The organism is Chroococcidiopsis sp. SAG 2025 (assembly GCF_032860985.1).
Lineage (GTDB): Bacteria > Cyanobacteriota > Cyanobacteriia > Cyanobacteriales > Chroococcidiopsidaceae > Chroococcidiopsis.
On the sequence record NZ_JAOCNC010000001.1, the window covers coordinates 5,018,126 to 5,030,585 of the forward strand.

Sequence of the window (12,460 nt, forward strand, 5' to 3'; positions counted from 1 at the left end):
GACAAAGTATTCATTTCATCAGATCGGGCGATCGCTACTAAATTTTAGCAGGAGCAAATTAAAGGATATATACAAATATTACGAAATAATTCTTGTGATTGCGAATAGTTTGCAAGTTCAGAAATAATTAAAGATGAAAATAATGAAAATTTCCATTCACCGCGATCGCATCTATATAAGACTGTTAACGCATGACTTGGCAGGCTCAGTGTAACAGTTTTCTCAGTTGAAGCGATCGCAATTGGTAAAGAGGGAATACCCATCTTTGCAGCGCTGTTTCACGTCCGAATTTGGCTTGGAAGTCAAGATCGTTCTTTCATTTTTGAGCGCTTAATTTGAAGTTTTGTAACAGAAGCTTTTTCACAAGCTATCTCGACTTTCAGTAGACCGATTTGAAAGTGAGGACAATAAATAATGATCGAAACTGCAAGCGATCGCAAAGCCCAATATCCTTGGTGGGCTGGTAATGCGCGCCTAACTAATTTATCAGGCACATTTTTGACTGCTCATATTGCCCATGCTGCGATCGTAGCCTTTAGTATTGGTGCGCTGATACTGTTAGAAATTAGTCGATATTCTCCTGACCGTCCGATGTCAGAACAAGGGTTATTTCTCTTACCTCGACTGGCTACACAAGGATGGAGTCAGAGTTCTGACGGTCAAGTCACCGACACTTATCCCTTTTTTGCTTTTGGAGTTGTACTGCTTGTTTCCGCCGCAGTTTTTATAGCAGGCACTTTATTTCACCGCTGGCAAGTTCCGGCAAGCTTAGAAGAGTCTAAAAATCCTCTAGCGCGGCAATATCATTTTAGTTGGGACGATCCTAAAAAATTGAGTTTTATTTTAGGAAATCACTTGGTTTTCTTAGGAATAGGGGCTTTGTTGTTAGTAGCAAAAGCCATGTTTTTTGGCGGACTTTACGATGCTAATATCGGACAAGTGCGCGTTGTTACCGACCCAACTTTAAATCCTGGGGTCATTTTAGACCGCATCGGTCATCTATTTGATGTCAACAATCTCGAAGATGTTGTTGGCGGTCACATTTATGTTGGTGCGCTGTTAATTGTGGCAGGAATGTGGCACATTATTACAGAACCGTGGGATTGGGTCAAACGACGTTTTCTCTTCTCTGGTAACGCCATTCTTTCTTACTCCTTATTTAGTCTTGCCTTGACGGGATTTGCTGGCTCTTACTTTTGCGGATTTAATACCCTCGCCTATCCAGTTGAGTTTTATGGTGCGCCCTTAAGCCTCAAATCTTCCTTATTACCCCACTACTTTGACCCAAACCAACTAGAACCTACAACTCGCGTTTGGTTGGCAAATACCTACTTTTACCTATCGTTCTTCACTCTTCAGGGTTCTCTCTGGCATTTTGGACTGGCATCTGGTTACTTTGAACCCGTTCTACAATCTTGGAAGGCAGCTTTCTCGGAAATTAGAACTGCAAATCTAGCATATCAGCGAGCTTTCAACCACCAGCCTCAACCCAATTGGAATACATTCTATGAATCTCCTCAAGTTGACCTTCAGCCAGCTTTTGCTTACCAAGAATCTGCACAAAAATCTTTGAACTATCTTTACGAACCCTCTTCAAATTCAGTTGTATCCACAAGGACAAAATTACAGCCCAATCATCGACAAGTGCTTTACCAATTCAATTATCCCAACGACGAGCAAAAAACTTTTTACGAAAGTTCTAATGGGGAGAAATCAAAATTAGAATATCCCTCCCCCATGCCTCAGAATCTTTACGAGGCTACTTACCAAAAACAAAAATCTAGCAAGTTGTATGGGGGTTAACAGTTATCAGTGACCAGTGACCAGTTATCGATGGCTGGTGACTGGCAGATACAGGATCTAAAAGCCCCCCTTGTTAAGGGGGGTTGGGGGGATCTAAACGACCTGGTAACTAGCTACCGGTCACTGACTTAAACCACTACAAATGTGGTCTAAATGCGTTCCAACTTCTTGCCCAGCTTCCGCACCAACTAAACGAGTCGTGACTTCCTTTAATGCTTGAATTGCTTGCACGGTTGGCTGAATCGGAACACCCAGAGTACTGAAGGTTTCCTTCAAACCAAAAAGAACCCGCTCTTCAATAATGGAAGGATCGTCAGCTAACATAGCGTAGGTAGCATAACGCAAGAACAGGGTTAAATCGCGAATGCAGGCTGCATAGCGACGAGTGGGATACATATTACCCCCAGGACAGGTGATATCTCCGTATAAAAGCGAATTTGCTACCGCTTGACTGACAATACTAGAGGCATTTTCACTGATAGTAGCAGCTGCTTTTACGCGCAACTCTCCTGTTTGGAAATATTTTCTCAACTTTTCCAACTCAGGTGTATCGAGATATTTACCTTGTCGATCCGCAGGATTGATAACAGAAGTAATCGTGTCTTGCATAATTTTTTTCTCCAACTGATTGCTGCGTTTTTAATTGCCGAATTTATGTGCTGAAAATTTGATGCTTTGAGTTGTTTAACCCTTAACAAAGGGAAACTCCGATTGCCTCACCAAAACTTAATACATGGCTCGGATTAAATAATCGAAATAAGGTTTGACAAGGTCGGCTTCTTCGCGACTCATTAAACCTGTAGCAACCTCTTTTAAAGAGCGCATACAACTGCCAATGTTACTGACAGGAACACCCAGGGATACATACATTTCCCGCATTCCATTTATGCCGATATCATCTAAGGGTTTCATGTTGCCAGCTAATACGGCATATGTAATAAGTCGGAGATACCAAGCTTGATCTCTTTGGCATAAGGCTGTTTTTTTCGGATCGCCGCTGTTGCTGGGAGTATTTGGTATCACCTTCCAAAATCTTTGGCTACCCTCTTGGACAATTTTTTGTTCGTTTTGCGATAGGATTTGCGCTACTTTAAGTCGCGTCTCTCCAGTTTTAAAAAAATCTTGTAGTTTATCTAATTCCGTGCGGCTAAGAAAGCGATCGGCTTCATCAGACTGAGCTATAACTTGGGCAACAAGGCTCATTATTTTATCCTCCGGTAAGATAGGACGAAACCAGTTTTCTCTAAAACAATTGTTGACTTTATTGTTGCAAAAGTCATCAGCATTTCTCACAACTTAATAAACAATTTTATAACTTAACAAATAAGATATTTCTTGCTTGAATATAGATTAATTTCTATAGTAAAATTTTAAACTTGGGTCTCAATATTGATTGACTTAACTCTCATATAACAATAGAGTTTGGGTTATGAAACCCTGACAAGCTCTATTGCTAAGTCATTAGTAAAATGCGCGATCGCAATCCTACGATTTTATATCGATACAGTACGGTTTGTAGATAGCGATCGCCCGAATATTACAGCAACATAGTGCATCAACGTATAGGGTGTATAGCCATGCATCCTAAATTTTTGCGTAGTTAAAATTACTGAGTTGATTTCAATTCAAATTTTTATCTAATGCCATCAAATTTTCAAGCGCATTATTACTGAAATATTGAACTATTGCATCAATATTTATTGTCCACCTCCATAACAAAAATCGGCGAACCTTCTGAAGCTTACCTCATCTTCATCAGGCTAGCTTGGACATGAAAAATTCATAAAGTTTTGAATTGTATGTCCAGGCTATTAATTAGTCAATATCATGCTGAAGTAGAAAAAGTAATTCAATACGGTGGTTCGCGCAAAGAGACTTCAATTCGCTTTGCTTTTCAAAACTTGCTAAATGAATACTGTAAGCCAAGAGAATTTCAACTGATTCCCGAATTAGATTATAAAACTAGAACGGGTAAAGCCATACGTCCTGATGGAACGGTAAAAGATGCTTTGCGTTTGGATTGGGGTTACTGGGAAAGTAAAGATCAATTCGACAATCTCAACGAAGAAATTGATAAAAAGCTCAAAAAGGATATCCAGATAGCAATATTTTGTTTGAAGATTCCCAAACAGCAGTTTTAATTCAGAGTGGTAATGAAATCTTGCGCGTTCCCATGCAAGATGGGGAAGCATTAGACAAGATCATTACAGCATTTATTAACTACGTTCGTCCCGAAGTCAAAGATTTTCGTACTGCAATTGGAGCTTTTAAACAAGATTTACCAAAGATTCTAGATGCACTACGCGATACAATTGAACGGCAAAATGAAAGTAATGCAACATTTAGAGAGTGTAGAAACAATTTTGGGAGATTTGCAAAAATCAATCAATCCTGAAGTCACGTTGTTAGATGTGCGGGAAATGATGATTCAGCATATTTTGACTGAAGATATTTTTATTAATATATTTAATGAATCGCAGTTTCATAGAGAAAATAATATTGCACGGGAATTACAGCGAGTTACCGATACCTTTTTACAGGTGGTACGAAGAAAAACTTGCTCGGTACGATTGAGCGTTATTATGGAGTGATTAGAAGAACTGCGGCAAATATTTACAACCATCATGAGAAGCAGAAGTTTTAAAAGCTGTTTACGAGAATTTTTACAAAGCATATAATCCTAAAGCTGCTGACAGATTGGGAATTGTCTACACGCCGAATGAAATCGTTTGATTCATGATTGAAAGTGTAGATTATTTAACTCATAAACATTTTGGTAAGATTTTAGCTGATAAAGATGTTGAAATTCTCGATCCTGCTACTGGTACGGGTACTTTCATTACTGAGTTGATTGAATATTTACCTAAGAATAAACTTGAATACAAATATAAGAATGAGATTCACTGCAATGAGTTGGCGATTCTGCCGTATTACATTGCAAATTTGAATATTGAGTTTACCTATAAACAAAAATGGGTGAGTATCAAGAGTTCGATAATATCTGTTTTGTCGATACGCTTGAACATACCAGTTTTCATGAGAAGCAGTTAGATATGTTTGCGCTATCTGTTGAAAATACAGAAAGGATTAAGCGTCAAATGATAAAACTATTTCTGTAATTATCGGTAATCCTCCTTACAATGCTAAACAAGAAAATTTTAATCAGAATAATGCCAATCGTACATACACAGCGATAGATAAACGAATTAAAGATACATATATTAGAGAAAGCAAAGCTCAAAATAGAATTGTTGTATATGATATGTATACTCGGTTCTTGCGTTGGGCAACAGATAGAATTAAAGATGGAATTATATGCCTTATTACGAATTCTTCATTTTTAGATGCTCGCGCCTTCGATGGTTTGAGAAAGTGTATTCAAAATGAGTTTTCTTTGCTTATTTTATTGACTTGGGAGGTAATGTTAGAGCAATTTCAGGAAAAATGGAATATTTATTTCTGAAAACACACTATCTTCGGTACAAGTGCTATGACAGGTATCACTATAGGTTTTCTTGTCAAAGATGCCAAAGCAAAAGGATGTAAGATATTTTACTCTAATCCCTTTCACGAACATGAAATAAGAGAAAACAAAATAAATTATCTTACTGTTAATAAATTTCAGAATTTTGATTTTGAGCATATTATACCAGACAAAAATATAACTGGATTAACCAGGTCGAGAATGATTTTGAGAATTTAATACCTTTAATTGATAAAGATGTAAAAGCTGGAAAAGCACAGCAAGCAGTGTTTCAAGTCTTTTCAAGAGGAATTGCAACTCAGCGTGATGAATGGGTATATGATTTATCAAAAAAGCTTAGTTGCAAAAATGAATTTCTTTACAGAAATTTATCAAAATGAATTTAACAATCACAATCAAAGTAATTTTTCGCAAGAAATAAAATGAGATGAGGATTTAAGAGCCTACTTTAAAAGAAGAATTCAAAAAAGTTTGAGGAAGATAAGATTGAATTAAGTCTTTATAGACCTTTTATAAGCAATATTTTTACTTTGATAAACATTTTAATGGAAGAACGTATCAGTGGTTTGATATTTTCACTAATCAAGATCTTGTCAATAAATATATAGCTTTTTCAGCAATTGGAAATGTAAAATTATTCCACTGCTTAGCTAGCAATACAATAATTGATTTACATCTAACAGGTGATTCTCAATGTATTCCTCTCTACCGCTACGACAAAGAAGGAAACTGCATCGACAACATTACCGATTGGGGATTAGAACAATTTCAAATCCATTACAACGACTCTACAATCACCAAACTCGATATCTTTTACTACACCTACGCCATCTTACACAATCCCGAATATCGGAGAAAATATGAACTCAACCTGAAACGAGAATTTCCGCGCTTACCTTTCTACGAAGACTTTCATCAATGGGTAAACTGGGGTAAACATCTGATGGATTTACATATCAATTATGAAACCGTCGAACTTTATCCTCTAAAACAAATCGATATCCCCTGCGGAGATAACACACGTACACTCAAATCAAAATTAAAAGTAGATAAAATCAAAGGAAGTCTCATTCTAGATGAAAATACTACCCTAGAAGGCGTACCAAAAATTGCTTGGGAATATCTTTTAGGCAACCGTTCCGCCCTAGAATGGATTTTGGATTAATACAAAGAAAAGAAACCTAAAGATCCAACTATTGCTGAAAAATTCAATACCTATCGCTTTGCAGATTATAAAGCCCAAGTCATCGATTTACTGCAAAGAGTTTGCACGGTAAGCGTCGAGACAATGAAGATTATTCAGCAAATGAATGGTTAACTCAGATCTTGCAGCATTATCAATTGCTGTCCCGACTCACCTTGAACTTAAGTTCAAGGCTAATAGCAAAAGTCTACTTCAGTAGACTAAAAACGATCGATCTTGCAGCCGGATTTATCCGACTTAGGCTATGAGACTGTGAATTGATTCACAGGCGGACGTTGCAATCAGTGCAAGATCTTCAGTTAAGTTACCGCAAGCAATCGCTCCCTCTAAAAAAAATTCACTACAGTGCTTGACAAGTTAGAATAGACGTGGCATGATGATAAATCGTCCGACTAAGGGACTGTAGTTCAATTGGTTAGAGCACCGCCCTGTCACGGCGGAAGTTGCGGGTTCGAGCCCCGTCAGTCCCGTTAAAATGTATTGATGTAGAGACGTTCAATGTAACGCCTCTACATTGGTTTAACCTAAATCACCTGGATCTATGATTCGCGTTCGTATTGCTCCCAGTCCTACTGGTAACTTACACATCGGTACAGCAAGAACCGCAGTATTTAATTGGCTGTTTGCCCGCCATCATGGGGGACAGTTTATTTTACGGGTTGAGGACACAGATACGGAGCGATCGCGCCCTGAATATACTCAAAATATTCTCGACGGTTTAAACTGGCTCGGTATGCACTGGGATGAAGGTCCCATATTTCAGTCAGATCGTCTAGATATCTACAAGCAACGAGTACAAGACTTACTTGACAAAGGTTTGGCGTATCGCTGCTATACCACCGAGGCAGAATTGGAAGAAATGCGGGCAGCGCAAAAAGCTAGAAACGAAGCACCCCGCTACGATAACCGCCATCGAAATTTAACCCCAGAACAAGAAGCAGCTTTTATGGCTGAAGGTCGTCGTCCCGTAATTCGGTTTAAAATTGACGACGATCGCGAAATTGTCTGGCACGATTTGGTGCGAGGAGAAATGCGCTGGCGCGGTAGTGACTTGGGCGGCGATATGGTGATTGCCCGTCGCGCTGAAGATGGTAGCATCGGTCAGCCCTTGTATAATTTTGCTGTTGTCGTGGATGACATGGATATGAACATTACCCATGTAATTCGCGGTGAAGATCACATCGCCAATACAGCCAAGCAAATTCTACTTTACGAAGCTTTCGGCGCAGCCATACCAGAATTCGCCCATACGCCCTTAATTTTGAATATGACAGGGCAGAAACTTTCTAAGCGAGATGGGGTGACATCCATTTCTGACTTTAAAAAAATGGGTTTTGTGGCAGAGGCGATCGTCAATTACATGACATTATTAGGCTGGTCGCCACCAGATTCTACCCAAGAAATCTTTACTCTAGAGGAAGCGGCTAAGTTATTTAGTTTTGAGCGAGTGAATAAGGCTGGGGCAAAATTTGACTGGGCAAAACTAGATTGGATTAACAGTCAGTACCTGCATAGTATGCCCGTAGATAAGTTAACCGATCTGCTGATACCCTACTGGCAAGAAGCAGGATACGAATTCGATCCGGTGGGAGAACGCCCTTGGTTGGAAAAAATTACAGCCCTTGTGGGTGCGAGTTTGACGCGGCTACCGGATGCTGTAGATATGTGTCGGTTGTTCTTCGTTAAGTCGGTGGAGTTCAGTCAGGAAGCAACCGAACAACTCAAGCAAGCGGGGGCTGATAATGTGGTTCAAAGCATAATCGCCGCTCTGGATGGCACGGCTGAATTAACCGCAGAGCGCACCCAGGAGATCGTTAAGCAGGTGATGAAAGAGCAAAACGTCAAAAAAGGCTTGGTGATGCGATCGCTCCGTGCTGCCCTCACTGGTGACTTACACGGTCCCGATCTCGTTGAATCGTGGTTAATTTTGCACCAGAAAGATTTGGATAAAAAACGGTTGCAAGAAGTGATCGCTTTACAGTGACCAGTGACCAGTGACCAGTTAAGAGGGTGTAAAGGGGGATCTAAAGTCTAGAACAAGGGTAGAAAAATATGAGCCTTTACCTTCCAGAAATGGGCTGCGGTACGTGGGCATGGGGCAATCGCTTGCTCTGGGGCTACGATGAAAGCATGGACGACCAGTTGCAAGCGGTTTTCGATCTCTGTGTTAGCAACGGCGTAACTTTATTCGATACGGGTGATTCATACGGTACTGGGCGCTTGAATGGACGCAGCGAAATGCTGTTGGGACAATTTGCTAGAGAATATCAAGGAAGTGGGAAAGAAAATATTTGTATTGCCACTAAACTAGCTGCTTATCCCTGGAGATTGACCCGCCAATCGATGGTTAAGGCTGGTAAAGCTTCAGCGCAACGTTTGGGTAGGAATGTCGATTTGGTGCAAATGCATTGGTCTACAGCTAATTATGCCCCTTGGCAAGAGTGGGTGCTGTTGGATGGTCTTGCCGACTTATACGAACAAGGGTTAGTTAAGGGAGTCGGTTTATCAAATTATGGTTCTCAACGGCTGAAACAAGTCTATAAAAAGTTGCGCGATCGCGGTGTTCCGATCGCTACGCTACAAGTTCAGTATTCGTTGCTATCTACCTATCCTGTCACCCAATTAGGTATTAAAGATGTATGCGATGAATTGGGAATCAAATTAATTGCCTATAGTCCATTAGCTTTGGGAATCTTGACTGGAAAGTATACTGAGAAAAGTTCATTTCCCAAAGGAATTCGCGGTTTATTATTTCGGCAACTATTACCAGGAATTCGTCCTTTGTTAGAATGCTTGCAAGCGATCGCAAATTTGAGAAGTAAAACTATGTCTCAAGTTGCAATTAATTGGTGTATGTGTAAAGGAACTATTCCAATTCCTGGAGCGAAAACTGTAGCACAAGCAAAGGAGAATATTGGTGCTTTGGGTTGGCGATTGGATGCTAGTGAAGTTATCGCACTCGATCGCGCTGCGGCAAGTACGGATAAGAAAATGGTACAAAATATTTTTCAAACTAAGTGAAGATACAGTTTGATGTCACGCAAAGACGCAAAGACGCAAAGAAGATCGCTAAGTGGAGATTTTTCGTAAAAACCTATCTTTATCTGCGTTGCAATTCATATTACAGTAGATTTTTTAAGTTAAAGATAAAACTTAATAGGAGTTTTGCAATAATGTAAAACCTGCTCAAACTCCAATTGATAGAGAGTAAATTAGTTTGCTTATCTCCGACTCGTTTCTGATTGGATTCCTTCTACCAGCTTCACCATCATAGTCGTCAAGCTATCGTATTTCGGTTGCTCTGCAACTGAAGATTTATGGCGACAAAAGATAGGGGCAATTCTTTGCTTGACTTGAGAGCCAACGGTAAAACAAATATTTCCATCTTCGTATTCAAATAGAGGAAAAGCACCGTTTCCCCACTCTTTCGCCAGAGATACAGCTCTCCCTAAAGAGATAAATTTGTCGATTTTAGCGTATTCGCTGCGATCGCTTCGATTTGGATATGGTAAGTTGCCTAAAAAGCCGCCATCACTCCATTGATATAATTCGTAAACTTCTGTGGGTAAGTCAAAGGGTAAATCTTTCAACTTTTGCTTAATTTCTGCGTAACTCAGACCGTCTTCCAATATTGGATAAGCAACACGACCATCGGGAGATTTCGGTGGCACGTAATTTGCGATAAATTCTAGGGCTTCATTTAAAGTAGATACCATCCTCTTCTGCCTCAAAGACTACTGCATTGCATAATACTATCTATGCTGCACCGAACCGGTACATCAAACATCCGCTCTACTGAAGAATTAGCAATATTTTTGGTTTCTTAACGTTTAATTCCTTTAAATCGTTCCTGTGCTGATTGAAACGCCGATCGCATCACGGCTTGAATTTGCTGCGGATCGGGCTTTTTGCCTCCCATCAAGTCACCAAAGTAGACACAAGCCCCCTCTCCTAGCGCCCATGTATATGCAGCAGCCCAGGAAGCAGCGATGACGCTACCAAACCCAGGAATGAATTTAATCAATTCTCGCCCGATTGCCTGTGCCAAGAAACCCCCTGCGATCGCGCTGACTACGCCCCCTGCTTGCGACGGAGTTAATGTCTGTCCGTATAATTTTCCTAAGAGGCTGACCATCGATACCTGTACGGCTGTGAGAACGGGCATGGTAGCAAAGGGTAAAGGTACGGCTGCTAAGGTAGCGGCGGCGATCGCAAAGGCAAGCATGTAGCGCCGTCCTACGTCCCGATAGAGGTTGCCAAGTTGCTGACCTGTTTTTTCATCCAATAACTGATAAATTGCCTTAGCTTCGGCTTCTGGGAGCAAATCGGCTAACGTATCTCTCAATGCCTCCAAACCGTAGAATACTGGGTTATAGCCATCTTCTTCTAAGGTAAAGTCGATAAGCACGGCGCGATCGTACAAGCCGCTAAAGTTCTGTTGAATGGCGCTAAAGGCGCGAGTCACGACATCAAATTGAGGTGGATAGTTTGGGTGATCGGCTGTCCCTGTAGGATAAACTTCATGCAAGCAACTGACAGCTAGCAAGCAGGGTATATCTGGATATTTCTGGCGCAATGTTTGTGCAATTTGTTTTAAGCTATCGGTAGCAAAATCGTTAATTTTTACCGTGAGAATCAGGACTCTAGCGCAATGGCTAGCTTGTTGCAGATCGCCAATCAGTTCTTGGGCGATCGCTTGCGTCTCTCGATTTACATCTCCCAATCCCACTGTATCAGTAAAGATTAGTAGCGGCAGATCGTTAGTCGGATAGGCATAGCGTTGGGTATGTTGCGTATGAGGGCGAAATCCTTGTCCGACGATTTCGGCTGAAACTCCGGTTAAGCCGCGCACGATCGAACTTTTTCCCGCCTGGGGTTTGCCAATGAGTAAAGCTTCTGTCGTGGGTAATTCAGCGCGTACCGTCGCTAAAATCTCCGCTACTCGTTCATCGCTGACGCTGAACCAGTTGACTATCGTTTGTGCTGCTCGATCTACAGGCAGAAGTTGCATTATCTTTGCTGTTGTTTGGTTCCAGACAGCACCAATTCCCTCACCCTGAGACTCTTTAACTGTCTCATTTGGGCTTCGATCGGACGAGGGCAATTCGCGATCGCGTTGCTCGGTCATTGACATCAAAACAGGCGATAGGTTCCAATAACATCCTATCGAGCCATGAGGTGCGATCGCACTACCTAAATATTTATCTTCGATCGCTACAGTAAGCGACGCAACTTGTATTGCATGGCGCGATCGCTTGTTTTTACGAAGAGGGGCGATCACGCTATACTACTGTTCTACTCAGCCTGTTTCAATTTCTCCATTAAAATAGCCGTGACTTCAGCTTCAGGATCGGGCAGGTCAAAGGGATAAGGCTGAGAGGGAGCATTTGGATCGCGACGACTCATCAGTACTTCCAATGCAGCTCGAAATGCTTCATCGTCATTTCTGTGTACAGAGATATATTGTTTCAATTCAGCATTTGTCATTTGGTGTAGGTCTGACATCATGGCACAAAATTCCAATTTCCATCCTCTTTTATTATCAACGCAATTTCATCAGTCCTTCCAGCCTGGATGTAAAGCGTTTTTAACTTTTGGTCGTAACGAAAAACTTGAATTGGCTGGTAGAAATTAGAAAGCAACTGACAAAGGAATACTGTAGTTTCTAACTGTTTCTGCGTTGGCAAGTTACCACTCCTGAGGATACATCAAGTGTAGCGTATCAGAAGTTAGTGAAGCGCGATCGCTCAACTGCATTTGTCTTATTCATAAGAAGTGCGATCGCATTCTGTTTGAAGAATTAAAATTGGGGCGCGATCGCATTTCATAGATAATCTTTCGTCATTTTCTCATCGATAATTCAGTAATTTAACGTTCGCAATCACCGGACGCAGACAAACTTTGCAACTTAACCAACCATATTGAAACGTTCCGGTGCATTGCGATTGTTATGCGGTGTTTCTACTAGT

10 protein-coding genes, 1 tRNA gene and 1 pseudogene are annotated in these 12,460 nt (G+C 40.9%); 6 read left to right on the forward strand and 6 right to left on the reverse strand.

Annotated features, from left to right (window positions below; all coding sequences use genetic code 11):
• Window positions 1–414: 414 nt before the first annotated feature.
• Window positions 415–1,803 carry a chlorophyll a/b binding light-harvesting protein gene (locus tag N4J56_RS24680; protein WP_317108847.1) on the forward strand — a complete coding sequence of 463 codons (1,389 nt, stop codon included), beginning with the start codon at window positions 415–417 and terminating at the stop codon, window positions 1,801–1,803.
• Between the two features lie 120 nt (window positions 1,804–1,923).
• Here N4J56_RS24680 and N4J56_RS24685 read toward each other — a convergent pair whose 3' ends face one another.
• The gene (locus N4J56_RS24685) at window positions 1,924–2,412 is read right to left on the reverse strand and encodes an allophycocyanin subunit beta (RefSeq protein WP_015156292.1); all 489 of its coding nucleotides are present in this window, start codon (window positions 2,410–2,412) and stop codon (window positions 1,924–1,926) included.
• A gap of 117 nt (window positions 2,413–2,529) precedes the next feature.
• Window positions 2,530–3,006 (reverse strand): allophycocyanin subunit alpha-B, encoded by a 477-nt coding sequence (apcD, locus tag N4J56_RS24690; protein WP_192159074.1) that lies wholly within the window; start codon window positions 3,004–3,006, stop codon window positions 2,530–2,532.
• A gap of 219 nt (window positions 3,007–3,225) precedes the next feature.
• On the opposite strand from apcD, the gene N4J56_RS24695 reads away from it, so the two are divergent.
• The 5 genes and pseudogenes from N4J56_RS24695 (at window position 3,226) to N4J56_RS24735 (ending at window position 9,512) form a co-directional block, all read left to right on the forward strand.
• A complete protein-coding gene (locus N4J56_RS24695) occupies window positions 3,226–3,354 on the forward strand; it encodes a hypothetical protein (protein ID WP_317108848.1) in 129 nt (42 codons plus the stop codon).
• Between the two features lie 248 nt (window positions 3,355–3,602).
• Window positions 3,603–6,605: pseudogene (locus N4J56_RS41280) on the forward strand (type ISP restriction/modification enzyme).
• A gap of 282 nt (window positions 6,606–6,887) precedes the next feature.
• Window positions 6,888–6,961, forward strand: a tRNA-Asp gene (locus tag N4J56_RS24725).
• Between the two features lie 71 nt (window positions 6,962–7,032).
• Window positions 7,033–8,475 carry a glutamate--tRNA ligase gene (gltX, locus tag N4J56_RS24730; RefSeq protein WP_317108852.1) on the forward strand — a complete coding sequence of 481 codons (1,443 nt, stop codon included), beginning with the start codon at window positions 7,033–7,035 and terminating at the stop codon, window positions 8,473–8,475.
• Window positions 8,476–8,543: 68 nt separating this feature from the next.
• Entirely contained in the window at window positions 8,544–9,512 is a 969-nt protein-coding gene (locus N4J56_RS24735) for an aldo/keto reductase (protein WP_317108853.1), read from the forward strand.
• 200 nt (window positions 9,513–9,712) lie between these two features.
• On the opposite strand, the gene N4J56_RS24740 is transcribed toward N4J56_RS24735, so the two are convergent.
• From N4J56_RS24740 to N4J56_RS24755, 4 genes are all read right to left on the reverse strand, one after another.
• Window positions 9,713–10,207 carry a hypothetical protein gene (locus N4J56_RS24740; protein ID WP_317108854.1) on the reverse strand — a complete coding sequence of 165 codons (495 nt, stop codon included), beginning with the start codon at window positions 10,205–10,207 and terminating at the stop codon, window positions 9,713–9,715.
• A gap of 107 nt (window positions 10,208–10,314) precedes the next feature.
• The gene (locus tag N4J56_RS24745; RefSeq protein WP_410500586.1) at window positions 10,315–11,619 is read right to left on the reverse strand and encodes a GTPase family protein; all 1,305 of its coding nucleotides are present in this window, start codon (window positions 11,617–11,619) and stop codon (window positions 10,315–10,317) included.
• A gap of 167 nt (window positions 11,620–11,786) precedes the next feature.
• Window positions 11,787–11,999, reverse strand: a complete 213-nt coding sequence (locus N4J56_RS24750) for a DUF6887 family protein (protein WP_317108856.1) — start codon at window positions 11,997–11,999, stop codon at window positions 11,787–11,789.
• On the reverse strand, window positions 11,996–12,178 hold the full coding sequence (locus tag N4J56_RS24755) for a DUF6888 family protein (RefSeq protein WP_317108857.1): 183 nt from the start codon (window positions 12,176–12,178) through the stop codon (window positions 11,996–11,998). Before N4J56_RS24755 ends, N4J56_RS24750 begins: the two co-directional genes overlap by 4 nt.
• Between the last annotated feature and the right edge of the window lie 282 nt (window positions 12,179–12,460).

Coding starts and splice junctions, on each gene's coding strand:
- N4J56_RS24685 (WP_015156292.1), bottom strand. CDS start 2,412: ATGCAAGACACGATTACTTCTGTTATCAATCCTGCGGATCGACAAGGT.
- apcD (WP_192159074.1), bottom strand. CDS start 3,006: ATGAGCCTTGTTGCCCAAGTTATAGCTCAGTCTGATGAAGCCGATCGC.
- gltX (WP_317108852.1), top strand. CDS start 7,033: ATGATTCGCGTTCGTATTGCTCCCAGTCCTACTGGTAACTTACACATC.
- N4J56_RS24745 (WP_410500586.1), bottom strand. CDS start 11,619: ATGACCGAGCAACGCGATCGCGAATTGCCCTCGTCCGATCGAAGCCCA.
- N4J56_RS24680 (WP_317108847.1), top strand. CDS start 415: ATGATCGAAACTGCAAGCGATCGCAAAGCCCAATATCCTTGGTGGGCT.
- N4J56_RS24750 (WP_317108856.1), bottom strand. CDS start 11,999: ATGATGTCAGACCTACACCAAATGACAAATGCTGAATTGAAACAATAT.
- N4J56_RS24735 (WP_317108853.1), top strand. CDS start 8,544: ATGAGCCTTTACCTTCCAGAAATGGGCTGCGGTACGTGGGCATGGGGC.
- N4J56_RS24740 (WP_317108854.1), bottom strand. CDS start 10,207: ATGGTATCTACTTTAAATGAAGCCCTAGAATTTATCGCAAATTACGTG.